Raw genomic sequence first — 21455 nt, 5'->3', positions numbered from 1 at the left:
ATTTCCCGCTTCTTTGCCGGTGGCACCGGCGTATGCCGGTGAGCATCGCTGAGCCCGAGGGCGCCTCGGCCGCAAAAGCCGGCGCGGCAACCTTCGTCCCCCATCTAACGACTGGACATGTGGCTCGCCGTCTATGACGGCCACCGCAATCAACTCGCAATGGACATTATCAGCGGACAGGTATCCGTGTCTCTTTCCGCGATTGGGAACCACCTGCCAGCGGTCATATGCATCCAGCCTGAACTATTCAATGTTCGACACGCGAGATGCCTATGCGGCCGGCCTCATGCAACACTGATCGTTGTTAAGCGGCATGAACGAATTATATTCCTACCACGCCAGCCGCTTACATCATTTCGGGACGTCGGATCGCCGAACCATCTGTGAAGCGGCTTAGCCGGTAGGGCGAGATATCTGTGATCGGCGTTTCGTTCATCACGATCTCGCTGACCAGGCGGCCAGCGCCTGGCCCGATTGCGAACCCGTGACCACTGAATCCCGCGGCTATCACGTAACCGGGCAGCTGCTCCACTGTCGAAATGACCGGGACGAGATCCGGTGAGGTATCGATGAGTCCTCCCCATGCGCGATCGACCCTAATACCTTTCAAGGCAGGGTACTCGCTTTCAAGGTTCTTTACGGCGCGTTCGACGAGTTCGGCGTCAGGCGTTGGGTCAAGAATGCGGTTCCTTTCAAATGGCGAGATCTCATCGTTCTCCCATCCTCCGAACGCGTCGGGTCCGCTCCAGAAGCTGCTGTTTAGGCGGTATTTGAGCTTCTTGCCGATCTTGCTGCGATACATCTGGTAGAATTTGAATGCGTATCGCATCCCGCGCGGCGTGATGTCGAGCGTACCGTGCCCCGGGACGGCCAGCGCATAGCAGCCATCAATCCGACGCCGCAACACGAAGTTCGAAGCCGAAAGGCATCCGGCTTTGATCACTTCTGGGGCCGGAGTAGTCTTAACTGCGGTTCCAGCAATGTTGGCGACTGGAAGTTCGATCCCATAGCGGTTGGAAAAGCGGGATGCCCACGCCCCACCGGCGCAAACAACAGTGCTCGCTTTCACAAGTCCCCGTTCTGTCCACACCCCAGCTACCCGGCCGTTAGAAATTTCGAGCCCGCGAATGGCGCAGTTCTGATGAAGCGACACGCCATTTTCTTTCGCCGCCTCCGCGATGGCGGGTACGGCGAGGCTGGGCTCAGCCCGCCCATCGCTCGGAGACCAGACTCCGCCGAGCCAAGAGGACGTGCCGCCTGAAGCCCGCTCGTTTGCCTCGGATGCGCTGAGTATCTGACTGTGGAAGCCCTGAAGGCGTGCGGTCTCGCCCCACTTTGCCCATCGAGCGACGTCTGCTTCATTCTTCGTGCAGTAAAGAATCCCGCTCCGACGAAACCCGAGATCGCGGCCGATCTCGGAACCTAGTTCCTCCCAGCGCCGTAAACTGTACATTGCAAGAGCCAGTTCATGGATGTCGCGGTTTTGCTGGCGGACCCATCCCCAGTTACGACTTGATTGCTCGCCAGCGACGATGCCCTTTTCGAGAAGGGCGACCGACACTCCCTTACGGGCGAGTTCATAGGCGGTGCAGGTGCCGACGATCCCAGCCCCAATCACGACGACATCGACCTGAGAGGGGAAAGAGGCGCTGTCAGCTACTTTCTGAACGTCGACGGGCATGGTTATTCCTTTGCATTTTCGAGCTTTCGCGCGTCTCCGGAGCGCCGTGTACCGAGCTGGACTTTTCGCTCATAGGCGCAGCCCGGGCGCAATTCCAGATCGCGTCTCGAGACAGGGTAGATCAGCTCGAACTCAAGTGAGAACGTCTTAAACGGGTCAGGCTATGAGAACGTCTTGTGTGTCTTGAGGATCTTCGGCGACCTATCCAAGTGCATGACCAGCCAAACCATAGATCCAAGGCTGGCCGGAGATCCGGTTAAGCAGGACCCGCCCCTTCGACATTGTCGTAACTCTTTCCGCCACTCGCAGGTCGCATGTCTGAAGAAAGTCGGCGACCGGCCCTGTCTCCCGCGTGTCGACACGCGCGAACTGTCCCTTTAGATCTTCAAGGTGGATGGCGGTGAGATGGAGCGCATCCTCGTCATTGCTGGCAACCACGGGGCCAATTACGTGGCCGCGCCCGAATTCCCTGCACATCGAGTACCCAACGATCCGCCCGCCGCGATTCAGAGCGCGGATCGTCGAAATTGGTTCGAGCGCCTTGATCAACTCCTCACGTCTGGATCCAAATGCTTGCGTGTCCAGCTCGATAAGCTCCTCGAGAGTTTCCGCCGGAGGTTCGATCAGTTCACCTTTAAGCGCTGGCAAATTGGGAAGCGAGTCCGCGACCAGCCCCTGATACATGCAGACAGTGGCTTCGTTCCTGAAGCCGAGGGAGACATAGAGGTTATGGGAAGCTCGGGTAGAGTTGAGACCCAGATCGCGGCCGCGGCATTGCTCGAAGACCTGCTCCATGAGCCAGCGGCCGTTGCCTTGAGCCTGCGCGCGCGGTGTGGTTATTACCAACCCTATCGTGGCAAAGTCTTCGCCATAAGGAAACCACATAGCGCTTCCGAAAACACGGCCGATGCCATCCACTACCGCGTAGCCGCGACCCAACTTCCTCAACCAATCCCAGTCTTTGGGCCGATGAGGCCAGCCAACCGCAACTGTCAAAGCATGGAGCGATTCGACATCTACGTCAGCGATGTCTCGGGCAACCAATTCGAATGACTTGAGCCGCACTGACTTTGGCATTGGATCTCTTTTGCTCCGTTCGCCGGACCAGCAAAGGCGCGGCCAACATATTGGTCGCCCGCTTCGCATCACGGGTTCATACTGGCATACGAAGATCGGCATCTTTGACTGATTAGCGGTGCCAATTCGAAATCTTCCGCCGAAATTGAAGGTACGGCAGCACGGAACCCTCGGTTACACCGTTCCGATAGCACCCTAAGGGGAACGACACAACGTTGCAGGGGACAAAGGCAGCCGGTGGGACGCTCAGGAGGCACGTTTGAGATGAAAAATTGGCCCTCCCACCATTGCGTTAGGGAAGGGAGAAGCCCAAAGCTGCCTTGCGAGCGTGTCTGTTGGGGTGCGTTTTCCGCCCCTTCATTCCAGAGCAGCAATCCGACAATCTTCGAAAACCGCGGAATCGCCGAATTATCACGTGTTTGCAGTTGGACACCCGCACGCCACAGGGCACGCGTGGAACTCCGTGCTGCACAGAAAGCTGGCGAATTTGGCCCCAGAATGTGCTGAAGGCGCCGACCATTTTGGAATTTCATGCTGTTGCGGCCGCGTAATTCGGTGACTCCTTCGGCAGCAGAAGTTGATACTACTCTCATCAGTCCGTGGCATGCCATGTGATCGCAGAGCAGCTCGCCAAGCGGCGACAACTTTGCAAGACACGGCAACACGGCAATCAAAGATGTCGATCAAAAGATGTCGATCAACGGCTTCACGCCTGGAGGAGACACGGAACTGCCGCTCCACCTGAAGCATCCCGGATGCTTCGGTAAGAAAATCGACAGTCTGAGTCAGTGCGTGGATAATTAGAGCTTATGCTGTTCCCCACAAGGGGCGCTGCCGCAGCGTCTGCGGTGAATTGGAGGATAACTCGATGACCGCCAGCATCCAGACTTTGGGCGCGAACGAGGTGGCGCTCTCCGTGCGCGGCCTGAGTATCAGCCTTCCGAAAGGGATGGAGCGGGCATTCGCTGTCGAGAATATCTCGTTCAATCTAAAGCGCGGAGAGATCTTGTGCATCATCGGCGAGTCCGGTTCGGGCAAATCGGTGACCGCCAACACGATCATGGGCTTGCTGCCGAAGGTGATACCGGTGTCGGCAGGCGCGATTCATCTCGACGGCACGGCCATCGTGGGGGCTTCTCCCGAACAGCTCAGGGATTTACGCGGTCGTGTCGTTTCGATGATCTTCCAGGATCCGCTATCGGCTTTGAACCCGCTGATGACGGTCGGTGAGCAGGTCACCGAAGTCATGGCAGCGCACAATGTTGGAACGTCGGCATCGCGCCGGAGCCGTGCTCTTGAACTGTTGACTGAAGTGGGATTGCCGGACCCGGAATTGATGTACCACCAGTATCCGTTCCGGCTATCGGGTGGGCAGCGCCAGCGCGTTATGATCGCGATGGCCTTGGCACTCGAGCCTAAGATCCTGATTGCGGACGAGCCGACGACGGCCCTGGATGTAACCACTCAAGCCCAGATCCTGAAACTGATCCGCGACATCCAGCGACGCAAGGGCATGAGTGTGATGTTCATCACCCACGATTTCGGGGTTGTCGCAGAGATCGCCGACAGCGTGGTCGTAATGGAAAAGGGCCATATCGTCGAACAAGGAAGTGCGGAGCAGGTGCTGAAGGCGCCCCGTCATCCCTATACACAGCGCCTCGTTGCAGCTGTCCCCCATCTCAGCGGCAGGGATCGCGCACATGAGGACGCCGCTCCCGCCAAGCCGGTCATTAGGGTCGAAGGTCTGGTCAAGACCTATCGAAGCAGCGGTGTGTTTTTCGGCAAGAAGCGGATCGTTACCGCCGTGAACGATGTTTCCTTCGACCTGGCGCCCGGCCGCACATTGGGGATCGTCGGTGAGAGCGGCTCGGGCAAGTCTTCGCTCGGGCGGCTGTTGATCAAGCTGATGGACGGTGACGGTGGGCGGATACTGTTTGACGGCCACGATATCGCCAAGCTTTCCGAAGGGGCTTTCCGCCCCTTGCGGCCGCGGATCCAGATGATCTTCCAGGATCCGTTTGCGTCCTTGAATCCGCGTTCGACGATCGGGCAGATTCTCACTGTCGGCCCCGTCGCCCACGGGACGCCGTATGCCCAGGCTCGGGAGGAGGCGAGGGCGCTGCTGTCCCATGTGGGACTCGATGCAGGTGCCTTCGGTCGATATCCCCACGAATTTTCCGGTGGGCAGCGCCAGCGCATCGGTATAGCGCGGGCCTTGATGTTCAAGCCGAAGCTTCTCATCGCCGACGAGGCCGTATCCGCCCTCGATGTGTCAATCCAGGCCCAGATCCTGAAACTTCTGGACCAAATCCAGCGAGAAACCGGCGTGGCCATGATCTTCATCACTCACGATCTGCGGGTGGCAAGTCAGATTTCTGATGAGATCGCAGTAATGCAGAAGGGACGGATCGTCGAGCGCGGCCCGCCCTCGCAGATATTTCTGGATCCGCAGTCCGCCTACACGCGCGAGTTGGTCGCAGCCATTCCCGGAGAGCGGGTGAATACCGCCCCGGCTACCGCGTCCAATTCTTGAATCTCAACGTCCACTAGGGAGGAGACATCATGACCAAGGTTGAAACGACTAAACAGACCTATTCTCGACGCGAGACCCTGCGCCTGATGGCAGCTGGGGGGCTCGCGGGCCTCGTCGCACCAAACCTTTTGGGGTCACCGGCCTTTGGCCAGACCGCCCCTGCCAAGCCGACCGGGCGCGTGGTCGTCGGGCTTTCGCAAGAGCCTACTGTCTTCAATCCGCTGATGGCGCATACCGAGGTTGACGACGCCGTGCATTTCTCGGTGTTTGATGCGCTGTTTCGAATGGACCCCCAAGGCGTCCTCCAGCCCAATCTCGCGGCCGAAGTACCAAGCCAGAAGAATGGCGGCATCTCGCAGGACGGCCTGCTGTGGCACATTCGTCTGCGCGACGACGTCCGCTGGCACGATGGTGCGCCCTTTACGGCGGAAGATGTGAAGTTCACTCTCGAACTCATCACCAACCCCAAATTCCGAGCATGGCGCACGAGCGGCCATTCATTAGTGCGTGATATCAAGGTGATCTCACCCACGGAGATCACCTGGCGGATGGAGTCCGTTTTCGCGCCCTACTTGTCGTTTCTCGCCGAGACCTTCATGGTGCCGAAGCACCTTCTCGAGAAGGAGGCAGATCCGAACGCCGCCGGCTTCAATCAAGCGCCTATTGGCACTGGAGCATTCAAGTGGGCGCAACGCATCGCTGGCGATCATATCGAACTCGTCGCGAACGCGGAATATTTCGGGGAAGGTCCTTATCTCGAGCGGCTCGTCTTCAAATACATTCCGGACATGACGGTGCTCTACACCCAGTTCAAGAGCGGCGATATCGACCTTGTCGACCAAGCTTACATTACCGCCGACCACTACGCGGAAGCCAGTAAATTGTCGGATCGCGTAGTGACCCTGGAACCGGGGGCGTCGGTCGAGTCGATTTATCTCAACCTTGAGAAACCGCAATTCAAGGATCCGGCGGTTCGCCAGGCTCTCTATGCCGCTATGGACAGAAAAGCGATTATCGATGCGATCTATTATGGCGTAGGTAACCTCACCGAGACCTTCATGCCGCAGCAATCCTACTACTACAATCCGAACCTCCCGGCACAGGAGTACAACCTGGACCGGGCGCGCCAAATCCTCGATGAGGCGGGCTGGGTGCCCGGATCGGATGGAGTGCGCGCCAAGGATGGCGTTCGCTTGTCGTTTTCCAATGCAACAACGGCAGGCAACAATCTGCGTGAACAAGTGCAGCAATTCCTGCAGCAGACCTTTGCCGAAATCGGGGTGGAGATGACCATATCAAACCTGCCTGGAGCAGTGATGTGGGGCGATTTCTGGCTCAAATCGCAGTTCGACTCGGCAATCTCAGGTGTGACCTATGTCATCGCGGCGGACCCCGACGTGACGAACCGCCTGCACACCCGCGCGATTGTCGCGAAAGGCGGAAAAGGATCAAATACCGGCCAATACTCCAACCCGGAGGTAGACGCGCTGCTCGAAAAGGGTGCCCGTACGTTTGACCCCGAAGAGCGAAGGGCAATTTACTTCCGCGTGCAGGAAATCGTCCGTCAGGACCTGCCGTTCCTGCCGCTGTTTGCGTACACCAACGTGTTCGGCCGTAAGGAAGGACTAGAGGGCTTCAAGGCGAACGCCAACACCCGCGTGGCATCCTGGCATGCCGCCGGATGGCATTGGAAGAGCTGATCTCCGGAGCCGCCGTCGCGAGTTGCGGCGGCGGCCCATCCATTGGCGATGTCATGAGGAGAGTTGAATGCGCGGCTTCCTACTTAACCGGCTTTACCAGAGCCTCATCCTACTGGTGATAGTTTCGATCATCGGATTCACCATCCTGAATCTGATACCGGGCGGCCCGTTGGCGCAGTACGGCCTCGACCCCGGAATGACCCAGGAAGATCTCGACCGCCTCAAGGAACAGCTTGGGCTGAACCGCCCTCTTTGGATGCAGTACCTGGACTGGGCTTGGCGCCTGCTGCAGGGCGATTGGGGGCACTCGTTCCGGGATGGGGCAACGGTGTTGAGTGTCATCGGCCGTCACCTTTCCGCGACCCTGCTGTTGATGGGTTCTTCCACGGTGATAGCGATCGCAATCGGCACCTGGATTGGCATCCGTGGCGCCACGCACCGCTATTCGGCGTTTGACTATCTGGCCACTGTGGGGGCCATGGTGGCACTATCGATTCCGACCTTCTGGTTCGGATTGGTCGGTATCTATGTTTTTTCTCTGCAACTGGGTTGGCTGCCTGCCGGCAACATGTACACGGTTGGCGATGGCTCCCTTCTGAACTATCTGCACCATTTGATCCTGCCGAGCGTCGTGCTCGCTCTGGTCCATGTGGCGATTTGGAGCCGTTATATGCGGACGGCGACGCTTGATGTCATCAGCCAGGAATTTGTGAAGACTGCCCGTGCCAAGGGCTTGAGTGAACGCAGGATCCTGATGAAGCACGTCGTCGGCAATGCCCTGCTGCCCATGATCACGCTCGCGGGCATGCAACTTCCCAGCATCCTTACGGGGGCGCTTGTTACCGAAACGGTATTTACTTGGCCGGGAATGGGCCGGCTGTTTCTCGATAGTCTCGGATATAGCGATTATCCGGTGGTGATGGGATTGCTGATGTTCTCCGCAATACTTGTCATCCTGGGCAATCTGATCGCGGACATCGCCGTGGCGATCGTCGATCCCCGCATTCGGATGAGTTAAGCGCATTTCGCCCAACAGGAGACACTCGTCATGACCGCTATTGCTGCAAATCCCGGGTCGGACCGTTGGTGGAACAGCCGCGCTGCACACCGCTTCATGAGCCATCATCTCGCACTGCTGGGGATGGCGATGATTTTGGCTCTGACGCTTGCATGCGTCCTTGGACCGTACATTCTTCCCTATGACTCTCTTTATATTGACCTGCGTGCGCGCTTCGCTGGTCCGTTCACCGGTCATCATTATCTCGGTACTGACCCTCTCGGGCGGGATATCGCGGCGCGGCTATTCATGGCCGGCCGGATCTCGCTGCTCGTCGGCTTTTCCGCAATGCTCCTGTCCACTCTCGTCGGGACGATCGTCGGTGTGATCGCGGGATATCGCGGCGGCTGGATCGGGGCGGCGCTGATGCGCACAGTGGACGGTTTCCTCGCCTTCCCTTCGATCTTCCTCGTGCTTGCGCTTGCCGCCGCACTCAAACCAAGCGCGATCATGATCACCGTTGTTATCGCCGCCAGCAGCTGGATGGAGGTGGCGCGCATCGTCGAGACAGAGGTTCGCTCGCTCCGTGAAAGGGAATTCGTTCAGGCTGGGCGGATGCTGGGTCTGAGCCGAACGCATATCATGTTCCGCGAGATCCTGCCCAACGCAATCGGTCCGATCATTGTTGCTTCGACGTTGACTATCGCGCGAGCCATCCTGATGGAGGCGTATATCAGCTTCCTCGGTTATGGTATTCAGCCGCCTCTTCCAAGCTGGGGCAACATGTTGAATGGAGCACAGCAGTATCTCGGGACCGCCCCCTGGCTCGCGATCATTCCGGGTGCGGCAATCACGATTGCCGTCACCAGCTTCAATTTTATCGGAGATGGGCTGCGTGACGCGCTTGATGTGCGGGGCGACCACGGCTGACAACGTTGTTCTTCCCGGACTGGGTCGAAACTAGTAAGAGAGCAGAGCTCATGAAAGAATATAAGATCGCCGAAAACGACACTCCATATTGGTGGGAGGCGGCGCCTGTAAGACCTTTGCCGAAGCAGCCTCTAACAAAGAACCTGGATATCGTGATCGTCGGTGCCGGTTATGCCGGCTTGTCGGCGGGCCTGGTTCTCGCGCGCGAAGGTCGGTCAGTAGCTGCGTTTGACGCGATGAATCCGGGCGAGGGAGCGTCGTCCCGCAACGGCGGGATTACGAGCGGAAGCATTCGTCCGGATTACGCGACCATCACGCGGCGGTTCGGCGAGGAAAAGGCGATCGCGATCGAGGCCGAGGGCAAGATCGCACGTGAATTCGTCTACAACCTGATCAAAACTGAAGGGCTAGATTGCGATTTCCGGCTTACGGGTCAATTCAAAGGCGTTGTGGGATTCGAAGATTATGAGAAGACTGCGCGCAGCGCTGGACTTTTGGCAAAAAAGCTCGGCATTGAAGCATATGGTGTACCTTACCGCGAACAAGGGAAGTATATCGGCACCGACTTCTATCGCGGCGGCATGGTGCGAATGGATATTGGGGGACTGCACCCGGCAAAATTCCATGCCGAATTGTTGCGCGTAGCACTTGCCTCCGGATTGGTGATCCATTCTGGAACTCGTGTGAATTCGATCGAAAAGGAGGGGTCAGCCTTCGTGGTGTCGACCTCCGCGGGGGCTGTACGGGCCCGTCAAGTTCTCGTGTGCACAGATGGGTACACAGACGGCGCAGTACCTTATCTGCGTCGCCGGCTGGTGCCGGTCCGAAGCCGTATCATCGTTACGGAAGAGCTTGCACCAGATGTCATGGCGCGCTTGATGCCGAAGCAGATGATGATGACGGAAGGCCGTCAGCTTGGATTCTATTACCGGCCCACGCCGGACGGAAAGCGCATTCTGCTCGGCGGCCGCGACAGCTCACGAAGGGGCGATCCCATTGAGCCCAAGCTCTATCTGCGCAACGGGCTTGTCAACCTGTTTCCGGAGCTGGAAAACGTCAAACTGTCCCACACTTGGTTTGGCAACGTTGCCATGCATCGCGACATGCTGCCCAGGATCTTCGAGCGGGAAGGAGTGGTCTATGCAACTGGCTTCTGCGGTTCAGGCGTGGTCTGGGCGCCGTGGGTGGGAACGCGCGCTGCTCACAAACTTCTGGGCCACACAGAGCAGGCCCGTTCGGCGTTTGATTTTCGGCCGCCCGCGTCAATTCCTCTCTACAGTGGCAATCCTTGGTTCATGCCTGCAATTATCCGAGGTTACCGGATCCAGGATCAGATAGCGTTCTATCGAGCACGCCGTTGACGCCCTCGGTGCTCTTCAGATTGCGCGTCCGCTCCCGTTAGAGTGCTCTCCGAATAAAAGACTGTTAAGCAGTCAACCACATCATTTTGTTTCGTCAAGGTAGCCGACTGCGACGCATTCTGCTTCCCGTTCATCGCTAGGATCATGTCGAAACAGGACGATGGCTCTATCAAATCGCGACCTCCGACCGCTGCAGCTGCCGTCAGTTCATCTCGGCGGTCGGCCGGGCTGACGTCCCTCGGGTTGGGACGGTAAAGCATGGCATTTAAAGTAATGACCGAACGCCACGGAGAAACAACATGCATCAGTTGAAAGACAAGGATCTATTTCGGCAAGTCGGCCTGATCGACGGCACCTGGGTGAAAGCCAGCTCCTCAAAGACGATTGACGTCATCGACCCCGCCAGCCAGACGACTATAGGTACCGTCCCAGATATGGGACAGGCTGAGACACGTGCTGCGATCGACGCGGCGGCAAAGGCATTCAAGAGTTGGAAGAAGAAGACCCACGCCGAACGCGCCGCCTTGCTTGAGCGCTGGCATGCGCTGATGATCGAGAATCTCGAGGATCTTGCCCTGCTCCTCACCCTCGAGCAAGGCAAGCCGCTCGATGAAGCACGCGTCGAGATCCGTTACGGTGCTTCTTTCGTCAAATGGTTTGCTGAAGAAGCCCGTCGCATCGGTGGTCACACTATTCCGTCGCCTACAGCAGATCGCCGGATCGTCGTACTAAAGGAGGCGGTCGGCGTTTGCGCGATCGTCACACCTTGGAACTTCCCCAACGCGATGATTACCCGCAAGGTGGCTCCCGCCTTGGCCGCGGGATGCACCGTTGTCATTAAGCCATCGGAGTTCACTCCGCTCTCGGCGCTCGCCCTCGGTGTCCTTGCGGAGCGGGCCGGCATTCCCCGTGGTGTCATCAACATCGTCACCGGCATGCCGGCCGAAATCGGCAATGAAATGATGGCGAATGAAACGGTGCGGAAAATCTCCTTCACCGGCTCCACACGCGTCGGTTCGCTCCTGATGCGCGGCGCCGCAGACAGCGTGAAGCGGTTGAGTCTCGAGCTCGGCGGAAACGCACCCTTCATCGTCTTCGATGATGCCGATCTCGATCTTGCCGTCGAAGGCGCCATCGCCTCGAAGTTCCGCAATGGCGGTCAGACCTGCGTCTGCGCCAACCGCATACTGGTACAGGCCGGCGTCTACGACGCCTTTGCCGAGAAGCTGGGCGCCCGGGTCAATGCAATGAGAGTCGGTCCAGGCGTCGAGGCCGGCATCGACATCGGTCCGATGATCAACGCGGCGGCCATAGAAAAAATCGATCGTCACGTGGAAGATGCGGTTGCAAAGGGCGCCACTATTTCGGCCCGCGGTCGCTCGTTGGATGGTAAGCAATATGCAACGCCGATCGTTCTCACCGGCGCAACCACCGACATGCTGCTGGCCACCGAAGAGACCTTCGGCCCTGTTGCCCCGTTGTTCCGGTTCGAAACGGAAGAGGAGGCGATCGAGATCGCCAACGGGACACCATTTGGACTCGCGGCCTATTTCTACACTGAGAGCCTGAAACGCTCCTGGCGCGTGGGCGAGGCGCTGGAATTCGGCATGGTCGGCCTCAACACTGGTGCGATTTCGACCGAAGTGGCTCCCTTCGGCGGCGTCAAGCAATCTGGTCTTGGACGCGAAGGCGCTCAGGCAGGCATTGAGGAATACCTGGAAATGAAGAGCTTCCACATCGGCGGACTGGTTTAAGGTTTCAGGCTCCGATTAAAGATTTAGGCTTCGGACCAATAATGGGAGAAAGTATGTGAAAACCCTGCTTCTCAAGAAAGAAGAAGTCAGCACACTGATCGCTATGAAGGACGTTATCGCTGCCGTCGAGGAGGCGTACAAAGCCTTCAATAGCGAGCAGGTCGAGCAGCCCGATTATATAGGAATGCATCTCCCGTCGCCCGGCAGCGAGATTGATTTTAAGCTCGGTTACTACAAAGCCAATGACCTTATCTCGATGAAGACGTCTTCGGGAGGATTTGTCGATAATCCGACCGCATTCGGCGTACCGAACGGGATGGGGACCATTCTGTTGTTCGACGCCAGAAACGGCGCGCTGATCTGCGTTATGGACGGCAGCCTGATCACCGGCTTAAGAACCGGCGCCGCCGGCGCCGTTTCCGTAAAGGTCCTGGCGCGGAAAGGTGCTCGCAGGATAACGTCGATCGGGACCGGAAACCAAGCTAGAATGCAAATCCGAGCGATCCGGGAGGTCATGAAAATCGAAGAGATCCATGCGTGGGACAATAGCGGGGATACGCTTTCCCGGTTTAAAGCCGATATCGAAAAGGAGTTCGGCATTCCGGTCGTCGTTGCGCGCTCCAAGAAGGATGCGGTCGAGCAGGCCGACATCCTGGTTACGACGACGCGCGGGAAAGGCTCGCTCGTGGAAGCCGATTGGATAAGACCCGGCACGCACATCGTCGCGATTGGCACGGATCAACGCGGCAAACAGGAACTGGATCCTGAGATATTCAGAAATGCAAAAGTCGTCGTCGACTCGATCGCGCAATGCAGCGAGAAGGGCGAAACCTGGCATCCGCTCGAGAGGCATATCATCACCAAGAACGGCATCCATGGCGAAATCGGAGAGATATTGCTGGGCAGCAAACCAGGGAGAGAGCGCGACGATGAGGTGACGATTTTCGATTCCACTGGCATGGCCATCCAGGACAATACGACAGCGTCGAAGATCTACAGCAATGCGATTGAACGAGGCGTCGGGACCTTCTTTGAATTCTTCGAGTCCTGACCTCGGATAGGATCTGTCGGCATAGCGACCGGAAGGCTCCCAGAAGGGCCGGCCACCTCATTATCTTGCGATCCGCCGCCAGAAGACAAATCAATCTTCGATCAGGCCGATCCTTTGCGTCAAGAAAACGCGAATTCTAACACACCAAGAGCGAGCAGCATCATGCTAGAATATCCAACTATTCAGGACATCTGGGAAGCCCGCGATCGATTGGCGCCCCATATCAGACACACGCCGTTGCTGCGTGCGGACAAGATCGAAAAGGCTGCAGGTTGTCAGCTCTATCTCAAGCCCGAAACGCTGCAGATTACCGGCGCATTCAAAATTCGCGGCGCTCTCAACAAGATGCTTTCGCTACCGAGAGAAGTCATCGCAAACGGCGTCATCGCCAGTTCGTCGGGCAATCACGCCCAAGGGCTCTCATACGCTGCTCGGATGCTCGGTGTGAAGGTTGTCATAGTTGTTCCGGTCACCACGCCCAAGATCAAGATTGCGAATACGGAAGCACTCGGCGCTGAGGTCGTTGTTTTTGATGGCGACACCGCTGCGAGGTGGAAGCGGGCCTACGAAATCGCCGAAGAAAACAACTATGCAACCGTCCACGGCTTTGAAGACCCGCTGGTCATGGCGGGTCAGGGAACGATCGGCTGTGAAATTCTGGACGATTTGGAGGACGTGGAAACGGTCATTGTTCCCCTGGGCGGCGGCGGCCTCATCTCGGGAATTGCGACCGCCATCAAGGAAACCAAACCGTCTGTTCGAGTCATCGGTGCTGAGCCTGCCTTGACACCGAAATACTATCAGAGTCGGATTAACGGGCAGCGTACCTCGTTGCCTCTGAAGAACACGATTGCCGACGGCCTGAGAATTAGTGTTCCGGGTCAGAACCCGTATCCAATCATTGAAAAATACGTCGATGAAATCATTCTTGTCGATGACGAGCACATTATCGCAGGCATGCGTGCGCTTGCGAAGGACACCAAGCTGATCGCCGAACCGGCGGCTTCGATAGGCGTCGGAGCTCTGCTGGCGGGCTCCATAAAAGTCAGAACGGATGAAAAAGTCTGCACGGTCCTGACCGGTGGCAATTGGAACCTGCAGGATCTTGCCGACATATACAGGGCCGGCTCGGAATGACCTGCCTGTGATCCTCGTGGATCCCCATAGGCCCCTGAAAATTCGCACAGCAACGTCGCGACACAGCTCGCGCAGTCGCGACCATCATGCGCGCCCGCTCTTAAAAACAGTGTGCGGCGGCGCACGAAACATCCTGCTTCGGAGTGTCAAGATTTGATAGATTTTGCTGATCCGCACGGAGCATTCCGCAGGAAATGGTCCCGCAAGACGATATTGTGGAGAACAGAGCGCCGGCTGGAAGTTTACGTCAAGGAGACCTGTGATGAACGCCCTGGAAATACTCGATCGGCTGGTCGGTTTTCCTTCCGTCGTCGGCACGCCGAATGATGGCATCGTTGCATGGATCAAGGATTATGCCGAGGGCTGCGGCGCAACCGTAACCGTTCTGCCGGCGCCGGAAGGCGATCGTGCCAACCTTTTCGCAACGGTCGGTCCCACTCATGTGCCCGGCTATATTCTTTCCGGCCATATGGACGTGGTTCCCGCCCTCGAAACGACCTGGACCTCCGATCCCTTTTGCCTTCGCGCGGAGGGCGATTTGCTCTTCGGTCGAGGCACGAGCGACATGAAGGGCTTTCTCGCGGCGGCGCTCGCCGCACTGCCAGCGGTCGCGAACATGCCGCTCGCACGCCCCCTCCATCTTGCATTTTCTTATGATGAGGAGGCCGGCTGCCGCGGTGTTCCCCATCTCATCCACCGGTTGCCCGAACTGTGTGCCAAGCCGATGGGCGCGATCATCGGCGAACCCAGCGGCCTTCGTGCGATCCGCGCCCATAAGGGTAAGGCCGCTGCACAAGTTGAAATCCGTGGCCGCTCCGGGCACTCGTCGCGGCCCGATCAAGGACTAAACGCGATCCATGCCTTCGCCGGTGTCCTGCTTGCCGCCGTTCGTGCCGGAGAGGCATTGCAGAGCAGCAGATTGGACCCGAGCTTTGAGCCACCCTATTCCTCGCTCCAGGTGGGAACTGTGTCTGGTGGACAGGCGGTCAACATCATTCCGGATTCCCTGACGGCGGAGATAGAGGCGCGCGCGATCACGGGAGTGAGCCCCGCCGATCTCCTCGAGCCGGTAAGGCTTGCCGCGGTTGCGCTTGAGCAGCGCGGTTATCAAACACAATGGGCTCTTCTAAGCAGCTATCCCGCGCTGTCGCTCGCAGCCGATGCCCCGCTCGCCCAACTGATGGAGGAGCTAACAGGTGCCGAAACGCTTGCTGCCGTGAGCTACGGCACCGAAGCCGGGCTTTATCAGGCGGCCGGCATCGACGCGATCATTTGCGGCCCTGGTGACATCGCCAGAGCCCATCGGGCCAATGAGTTTATCCGCGTCGATGAACTCGCGGCATGTCATACGATGATCGAGCGGCTTGCTGAAACACTTCGAGATTGAGGAATTTCCATGGCGTTCTGGTTCAATTCCGATCAGGAGAGAGGGCAGGTCTTTGCTGACGCGTTCGCCCGCGATCTGCCTGGTCTCCCCTTCGTCATGGATGTAACGCAGGTGAATCCGGATAACATCCGCTATCTCCTGACATGGACCGCGCCGCCTGATCTCGACCGTTTCAAAAATCTCGAAATCATCTTCTCCATCGGTGCCGGTGTCGACCAGTTCCCGATCGAGGACCTTCCGCCCGGGGTAAAGCTCGTTCGGATGGTCGAAGACGGCATCGTGCGCATGATGCAGGAATACGTCACGCTGGCGGTGCTGGCGCTTCACCGCAATCTCAAGGCTTATCTTGCCCAGCAATCCGTGGGAAAATGGCAAGCGCTGCCTGCCCGACGGGCCGCAGACTGCCGCATCGGTGTGCTTGGTCTCGGGATGCTCGGGCAAGCGGTCATCGAGCGATTGATGCCATTCGGCTTTCCGCTGTCCGGCTGGAGCCGCTCTTCGCGCCAGATCGAAGGCGTGCGCTGTTATCACGGCACCGAGGCTCTATACTCATTCCTTCGAGAGACCGATACTCTTGTCTGCCTTCTGCCGCTCACCAACGACACGCGCGGCATTCTCGATGCGAGGCTATTCTCGGCCCTTCCGACGGGCGCATCACTCATTCACGTCGGACGCGGCGCCCAGCTCGACCATCAAGCCCTCATCGATGCGCTCGACGCAAACCACTTGTCGGGCGCGGTGATCGACGTTACCGAACCGGAACCACTGCCGCCCGAGCACCCGTTCTGGCGGCATCCCAAGATCATGCTCACGCCCCATATCGCGAGCGTAACACAGCCCGAAACCGCGGCCCGCTCGGTCATCGAAAACATCAAGCGCCATCGCGACGGTCTCGACCTGATCGGACTGGTCGATCGCATCCGCGGCTACTGAATCACGGCAGGACAGCAAGGAGAAATCATGTCCCTTCTCAAGACGATAGACCCGAATAGCATCGAGGCGCCGCGCGAATCCAAACCGCTCCCCGAGCGGCTGATCTCCGGCGATCCCTCATTCAAGACCTGGGCCCAGGATGTGGCACGAGACGGGCTTGTCCATACCGGTATCTGGGAAGCGACGCCGGGTCTCACCCGCTCAATCAAGGGCGAGACCTTCGAGTTCTGCCATATCCTTCAAGGTGTTGTTGAGCTCACGCCGGATGGTGGCGAGCCAATTACCTACAAAGCAGGCGACAGCTTCGTCATGAAGCCTGGCTATACCGGTACATGGCGCACCATCGAAACCGTCAGGAAGATCTATGTGACGGTGATGTAACCGCACCATTGCCCACAATCTACGAGGACTGCACGAGCCTGTTGAGAGGAATAGTCTTCGCAAAGGCGTCGTGTGGCCCCGTCCACATTATCCGCGAGGACACGGCCATGCCTCTGAGTTTCGACCCCGACACAATCCGCATGCCGAAAGGCCATTTCATTGGCGGGCGCTACGTTGATGGCAAGGATGGGCTACCCATGCGACGCCCATCTGATGCGCTCGCCTTTGCGAACTGCCCCATCGCCGATGCTGACCTTGTCGATGAGGCCGTGTCGGTTGCGAAGAGGGCGCTCCGCGAAAGCGGCTGGTCCACCCGCCGCCCGCGCGAGCGCACCAACGCGATGCATCGCTGGGCAGACCTTATCGAAGCGGAGGGTGAGACCCTTGCCCGCCTCGAAGCCGTCTCATCGACGCGCCCGATCAGCCAGCTCATCCAGGGCGACGTCGCCGTCACGGCCGAGCAGATCCGCTTTTTCGCCGAATTCGCCGACAAGGAAGGCAGCGATCTCGTGCCGACCGGCGACGACAGCCTCGGCATGATCATGACTGAACCCTATGGCGTCGTCGGCGCGATCACGCCTTGGAACTTCCCGCTCTCGATGGCCGGCTGGAAGCTCGGCCCCGCGCTCGCCGCCGGCAATGCTATCGTGCTGAAGCCGTCCGAAATGACGCCTTTTTCGACGCTCTATGTCGCCGAACTTGCAGTGCGGGCCGGCATTCCCGCAGGCCTCATCAACATCGTGCTCGGAGACGGTCAGACCACCGGCAATGCCATGACCGGCCATCCCGATATCGCTAAGATCAGCTTCACCGGCTCGACAGCCGCAGGCTCCACCATCATGGCCAATATCGCAAGGACGGGCGTCAAACCGATGACCTTGGAACTTGGCGGCAAGAGTCCACAAATCGTCTTTGCCGATGCCGATCTGACGCTTACCGCCAATGCGATTGCCAACAGCATTCTCATCAATGCCGGCCAGGCCTGCGTCGCGGGCTCACGCGTCATCGTCGAGGAATCCGTGATGGAGCCCTTGGTCACGTCCCTCCTCGCCCGCATGGCCGCGATCACACCAGGCCCGACATGGGACGAGACCAGCGACTATTCGCCTGTTATTTCCGAACGCCAGATCGGCCGGATCGATGCGATCGTCCGCGCGGCACGCGGCGCCGGCGCCGAATGCCTCGCCGGCGGAAAATACCTCGACCGGAAGGGTTATTTCTACGCGCCGACGCTACTGTCGAATGTGGGCCCAGACTCCCCCGCAGTGGTGGAAGAGATCTTCGGACCGGTGCTGACCCTGCAAACATTCACGGATGAGGAAGAGGCGCTCGCGCTGGCCGACCATCCCATCTATGGGCTGGCAGCCGGGCTTTTCACCCGCGATCTTTCACGCGCCATCCGCCTCACCCGCCGGCTGCAGGCGGGTACCGTCTGGGTCAATCGCTACAGTCGCTCCCGCGACCATATCCTGCCGACCGGTGGCTACAAGCAGTCCGGCATCGGCAAGGATCTCGGCTGCGAAGCCTATCAAGCCAACCGCAAGAGCAAGAGCGTACTCATCAACATCTAGGACCTGATCATGAAAACCTATTCCATTGCGCTGCTGCCGGGAGACGGCGTCGGCAAACCAGTCACCGAAGCGGCCTGGGATGTGCTGCAGGCCGTAGCGAAGGCGTCGGACTTTGCCCTTGAAGGAACCACCTTTCCTTGGTCCTGCGAATTCTACAAGCAAACCGGCGCCATGATGCCAGCCGACGGCATCGAAACGCTCAGGCGCTTCGACGCAATCCTGCTCGGCGCGGTCGGCTGGCCGGCGGAGGTGCCGGATTCCGTCTCGTTGCACGGACTCCTGCTGCCGATCCGCAAGGCCTTTGCCCAATATGCCAATATACGTCCGCACCGGCTCCTGACCGGTGTTTCCGGTCCGCTGAAGAGCGACGATTTCGACGTTCTCTGCATTCGCGAGAACACCGAGGGCGAATATTCCGGCGCTGGCGGCCGCGTCCACCAGGGGACAGCAGATGAAGTGGCTATCGAAACCTCGATTTTCACCCGTAAAGGCGTCGAACGCATCCTGCGCTTCGGTTTTGAGCAGGCGCGCGTGCGGCGCGGTAAGCTGGCCTCGGTGACGAAATCCAACGCCCAGAAACATACCATGGTGTTCTGGGATGAGATTACTCGAGAATTGGCGGCCGAATATCCCGATGTGGAGGTAGCGAGCTATCATATCGATGCGATGGCGGCGCGCATGGTCATGGCGCCGGAGACGCTCGACGTCGTCGTCGCCTCCAACCTGTTCGGCGACATCCTCACCGATCTCGGTGCCGCCATCCAGGGAGGCCTCGGTTTCGCGGCCTCGGCCAATATCAATCCCGATCGCAGCGCACCGTCCATGTTCGAACCGGTCCATGGCTCGGCGCCCGATATCGCCCACCTCGGGATCGCCAACCCCATCGCCGCCATCTGGTCCGGCGCGATGATGCTCGCTCATCTCGGTGAAAGCGATGCAGCGGCTCGGATCATGGTGGCGATCGAAGCGACGACGAAGGCCGGGATCGGCGCCATTCCTGGAAGGGATAAAACCGAGACGATTGCGAAGGCAGTACTCGAACGTCTTCTCTGAGGGGCTGCTCGAGTTCTTTCCTTGGCATCCGTGCCTATCCCACTGAATCCGGCCTCGGGAGCAAGCGCGCCCCACTTGGCGTTGAGCAATATCTTTGTTTGAAGTGCTCCATTCATTCCATCGCTGAAAGAGAGGGCGCGGATCGAGAGATCCGCGCCCTATAATTGGCGGCAGGGGAGGTGGGACCGCCTATTTAATTCTGTCGAGGGCTTTGTAGTAGAGCCCGACGAGCGGAAGGAACCAGGGCTTGCCGAAATGGCCGGGCACGGCAGGCCATTCGAGGCCGCGAAGCGGGTTCGGCGCGGCCTTGCCCAGAATTTCGTCGGCGATGATCATGCCAAGATGTGTCGACAGCTGTGCGCCATGGCCGGAATAGCCCATCGCATACCAGACGCCGTCGACATATCCCGCGCGCGGATAGCGATCCTTGGTCATGTCGACCAGGCCGCCCCAACAGTAGTCTATCTCCACGCTGGCAAGATGCGGGAAGATCCGGGCAAGGCTGGCGCGCAATATGGCGCCGCTCTTTGCGTCCGAGCGCTGATCCGACGTCGCGGCGAAGCGGGCACGGCCGCCGAAGATCAGCCGGTTGTCCGGCGACAGCCGGAAATAGTTGCCGATATTCATCGAGGTGGTGCAGGTCCGATTGCCCGGCATGGTGGCCGCGACTTCCGCCGCTGTCAAAGGCCGGGTCGCGATCAGGAAACTGCCAACCGGGATGATGCGGCGCTGGAAGTAGCCGAAGGAGGTTCCGGACGTATAGGCGCCGGTCGCGACCAGGACATGGTCGGCACTGAGCTTGCCGCGGGGTGTCTCCAGCCGATGCTTCGGACCCGATATGGTGTGGCGCGTCACCTGGGCGTCTTCGAATATCGTCGCGCCATGACGGGCGGCCGCCTCGGCCAATCCCGCGACGTATCGGCCCATATGCATCATGGCGCTCTTCTTCGAGAGCATTGCGCCATAAAAGGGCGAGCCAACTTCCGCCTTGACATCATCCGCCGTCAGTAGCGCGGTATCCGGGTCGACCTCGCGATGCACCGCTTCGAAATTGCGGGCGATCGTGCCGAAATGCTGTGGCTTTGAAGCGAGCTTCAGCTTCCCCGCGCGCCGGAAATCGCAGTCGATCTGTTCTTCATCGACGATCCTTTCGATGGTGTCGATCGAGTCATCGAGCGCACGGTAGAGCGCCACCGCGCGTTCGACCCCAAGTTCTGCCTTGGCGGCGATGAAGCTATGGGCAAGCCCATTGTTGAGATGCCCACCGTTGCGACCGGATGCACCCCAGCCAATATGGTTCGCTTCCAGGACCGCGACGCGCGCACCGGACCTCGCGAGCTGCCGCGCCGCGGCGAGGCCGGTAAAGCCGCCGCCGATCACAGCAACATCATAGTGGCCTTCTATGTCGCGGTCGGACGCGCCTCTGAATTTCGGTGCTGTGTCGTGCCAGTAGGATTCGAATTTCATAGCCGTGCTCCGCTAGAGGCCAGCAACGCCGGCTGGGGCTCTAATGTCCTTGATCTCGACATAGCCGCCATCTGAACTGGCCGGCTCGCGTCTACGATTAACTTTGTCCTGGATGCCGAGATGGCGACGACGTGAACTAGGAAGGATGACGCAGTTATCTAGGCTAGTGCATATCGGCCGGTATTGGGTCATCGAGTTAGGTCCTTGTTCATGCCGAGGCGCGTTCGTCACTTGATCCTAGGACGGGTTATGCAGCGCAACAGGCCGAACTTGTCACGGTGTGAAGCATAATCTTTCGTATTCTCTCGATATTTGGCAGGGACTTGCGCCCCCGGTCCGTCGAGGCGCGACCCGATTGAGGATTTGCTGTTAGCATAAGATGCGGTGAGCGCTCATCAAGACGGCTTAAGATATCGCCCGTCTGCCTTTGTCAGGACGATCT

At 58.9% G+C, this 21455-nt stretch carries 16 protein-coding genes; 13 read left to right on the top strand and 3 right to left on the bottom strand.

Going from position 1 to position 21455, the window contains the following annotated elements:
- Positions 1 to 346: 346 nt before the first annotated feature.
- Both EV130_RS00435 and EV130_RS00430 read right to left on the bottom strand, forming a co-directional pair.
- On the bottom strand, positions 347 to 1681 hold the full coding sequence (locus EV130_RS00435) for an NAD(P)/FAD-dependent oxidoreductase (RefSeq protein ID WP_132658912.1): 1335 nt from the start codon (positions 1679 to 1681) through the stop codon (positions 347 to 349).
- 201 nt (positions 1682 to 1882) lie between these two features.
- Positions 1883 to 2758: a GNAT family N-acetyltransferase gene (locus EV130_RS00430; protein WP_132549836.1), complete on the bottom strand. Its 876-nt coding sequence runs from the start codon at positions 2756 to 2758 to the stop codon at positions 1883 to 1885.
- Between the two features lie 868 nt (positions 2759 to 3626).
- Between EV130_RS00430 and EV130_RS00425 the strand changes: the two genes are divergently transcribed.
- The 13 genes from EV130_RS00425 to EV130_RS00365 all read left to right on the top strand — a co-directional run bounded on the left by EV130_RS00425 (position 3627) and on the right by EV130_RS00365 (position 19546).
- Entirely contained in the window at positions 3627 to 5291 is a 1665-nt protein-coding gene (locus tag EV130_RS00425) for an ABC transporter ATP-binding protein (RefSeq protein WP_074065399.1), read from the top strand.
- Between the two features lie 29 nt (positions 5292 to 5320).
- Positions 5321 to 6991: a peptide ABC transporter substrate-binding protein gene (locus EV130_RS00420; RefSeq protein ID WP_074065398.1), complete on the top strand. Its 1671-nt coding sequence runs from the start codon at positions 5321 to 5323 to the stop codon at positions 6989 to 6991.
- Between the two features lie 67 nt (positions 6992 to 7058).
- Complete coding sequence (locus EV130_RS00415; protein WP_132658910.1) at positions 7059 to 8009, top strand: ABC transporter permease; 951 nt, start codon at positions 7059 to 7061, stop codon at positions 8007 to 8009.
- Between the two features lie 30 nt (positions 8010 to 8039).
- The gene (locus EV130_RS00410; RefSeq protein ID WP_074065396.1) at positions 8040 to 8918 is read left to right on the top strand and encodes an ABC transporter permease; all 879 of its coding nucleotides are present in this window, start codon (positions 8040 to 8042) and stop codon (positions 8916 to 8918) included.
- 50 nt (positions 8919 to 8968) lie between these two features.
- Entirely contained in the window at positions 8969 to 10279 is a 1311-nt protein-coding gene (locus EV130_RS00405; protein ID WP_132658908.1) for an NAD(P)/FAD-dependent oxidoreductase, read from the top strand.
- Between the two features lie 299 nt (positions 10280 to 10578).
- The gene (locus tag EV130_RS00400) at positions 10579 to 12033 is read left to right on the top strand and encodes an NAD-dependent succinate-semialdehyde dehydrogenase (RefSeq protein WP_132658906.1); all 1455 of its coding nucleotides are present in this window, start codon (positions 10579 to 10581) and stop codon (positions 12031 to 12033) included.
- 55 nt (positions 12034 to 12088) lie between these two features.
- Positions 12089 to 13084, top strand: a complete 996-nt coding sequence (locus EV130_RS00395) for an ornithine cyclodeaminase family protein (protein ID WP_132658904.1) — start codon at positions 12089 to 12091, stop codon at positions 13082 to 13084.
- Between the two features lie 162 nt (positions 13085 to 13246).
- Positions 13247 to 14221 carry a threonine/serine dehydratase family protein gene (locus EV130_RS00390; RefSeq protein ID WP_132659376.1) on the top strand — a complete coding sequence of 325 codons (975 nt, stop codon included), beginning with the start codon at positions 13247 to 13249 and terminating at the stop codon, positions 14219 to 14221.
- Between the two features lie 262 nt (positions 14222 to 14483).
- Positions 14484 to 15608, top strand: a complete 1125-nt coding sequence (argE, locus tag EV130_RS00385; RefSeq protein WP_132658902.1) for an acetylornithine deacetylase — start codon at positions 14484 to 14486, stop codon at positions 15606 to 15608.
- Between the two features lie 9 nt (positions 15609 to 15617).
- Positions 15618 to 16541, top strand: coding sequence for a 2-hydroxyacid dehydrogenase (locus EV130_RS00380; RefSeq protein WP_132658900.1), 924 nt, complete (start codon positions 15618 to 15620; stop codon positions 16539 to 16541).
- 27 nt (positions 16542 to 16568) lie between these two features.
- Positions 16569 to 16922, top strand: a complete 354-nt coding sequence (locus EV130_RS00375) for a cupin domain-containing protein (protein WP_132658898.1) — start codon at positions 16569 to 16571, stop codon at positions 16920 to 16922.
- A gap of 107 nt (positions 16923 to 17029) precedes the next feature.
- Positions 17030 to 18493 (top strand): aldehyde dehydrogenase family protein, encoded by a 1464-nt coding sequence (locus tag EV130_RS00370; RefSeq protein WP_132549845.1) that lies wholly within the window; start codon positions 17030 to 17032, stop codon positions 18491 to 18493.
- Between the two features lie 9 nt (positions 18494 to 18502).
- Positions 18503 to 19546 (top strand): tartrate dehydrogenase, encoded by a 1044-nt coding sequence (locus EV130_RS00365; RefSeq protein WP_074065387.1) that lies wholly within the window; start codon positions 18503 to 18505, stop codon positions 19544 to 19546.
- A gap of 189 nt (positions 19547 to 19735) precedes the next feature.
- Here the strand turns inward: EV130_RS00365 and EV130_RS00360 are convergent, their stop codons facing one another.
- Positions 19736 to 21013, bottom strand: coding sequence for an NAD(P)/FAD-dependent oxidoreductase (locus EV130_RS00360; RefSeq protein WP_132658896.1), 1278 nt, complete (start codon positions 21011 to 21013; stop codon positions 19736 to 19738).
- Positions 21014 to 21455 lie beyond the last annotated feature (442 nt).

The organism is Rhizobium azibense (assembly GCF_004342325.1).
GTDB lineage: Bacteria > Pseudomonadota > Alphaproteobacteria > Rhizobiales > Rhizobiaceae > Rhizobium > Rhizobium etli_B.
The sequence above is the reverse complement of the archived record's forward strand: the minus strand, read 5'-3'. Positions and strand labels throughout refer to the sequence as shown.

What these genes read in the sequence shown, in the direction of transcription:
- EV130_RS00435 (WP_132658912.1), bottom strand. Translation starts at nt 1,681, where the DNA reads ATGCCCGTCGACGTTCAGAAAGTAGCTGACAGCGCCTCTTTCCCCTCT.
- EV130_RS00430 (WP_132549836.1), bottom strand. Translation starts at nt 2,758, where the DNA reads ATGCCAAAGTCAGTGCGGCTCAAGTCATTCGAATTGGTTGCCCGAGAC.
- EV130_RS00425 (WP_074065399.1), top strand. Translation starts at nt 3,627, where the DNA reads ATGACCGCCAGCATCCAGACTTTGGGCGCGAACGAGGTGGCGCTCTCC.
- EV130_RS00420 (WP_074065398.1), top strand. Translation starts at nt 5,321, where the DNA reads ATGACCAAGGTTGAAACGACTAAACAGACCTATTCTCGACGCGAGACC.
- EV130_RS00415 (WP_132658910.1), top strand. Translation starts at nt 7,059, where the DNA reads ATGCGCGGCTTCCTACTTAACCGGCTTTACCAGAGCCTCATCCTACTG.
- EV130_RS00410 (WP_074065396.1), top strand. Translation starts at nt 8,040, where the DNA reads ATGACCGCTATTGCTGCAAATCCCGGGTCGGACCGTTGGTGGAACAGC.
- EV130_RS00405 (WP_132658908.1), top strand. Translation starts at nt 8,969, where the DNA reads ATGAAAGAATATAAGATCGCCGAAAACGACACTCCATATTGGTGGGAG.
- EV130_RS00400 (WP_132658906.1), top strand. Translation starts at nt 10,579, where the DNA reads ATGCATCAGTTGAAAGACAAGGATCTATTTCGGCAAGTCGGCCTGATC.
- EV130_RS00390 (WP_132659376.1), top strand. Translation starts at nt 13,247, where the DNA reads ATGCTAGAATATCCAACTATTCAGGACATCTGGGAAGCCCGCGATCGA.
- argE (WP_132658902.1), top strand. Translation starts at nt 14,484, where the DNA reads ATGAACGCCCTGGAAATACTCGATCGGCTGGTCGGTTTTCCTTCCGTC.
- EV130_RS00380 (WP_132658900.1), top strand. Translation starts at nt 15,618, where the DNA reads ATGGCGTTCTGGTTCAATTCCGATCAGGAGAGAGGGCAGGTCTTTGCT.
- EV130_RS00375 (WP_132658898.1), top strand. Translation starts at nt 16,569, where the DNA reads ATGTCCCTTCTCAAGACGATAGACCCGAATAGCATCGAGGCGCCGCGC.
- EV130_RS00370 (WP_132549845.1), top strand. Translation starts at nt 17,030, where the DNA reads ATGCCTCTGAGTTTCGACCCCGACACAATCCGCATGCCGAAAGGCCAT.
- EV130_RS00365 (WP_074065387.1), top strand. Translation starts at nt 18,503, where the DNA reads ATGAAAACCTATTCCATTGCGCTGCTGCCGGGAGACGGCGTCGGCAAA.
- EV130_RS00360 (WP_132658896.1), bottom strand. Translation starts at nt 21,013, where the DNA reads ATGAAATTCGAATCCTACTGGCACGACACAGCACCGAAATTCAGAGGC.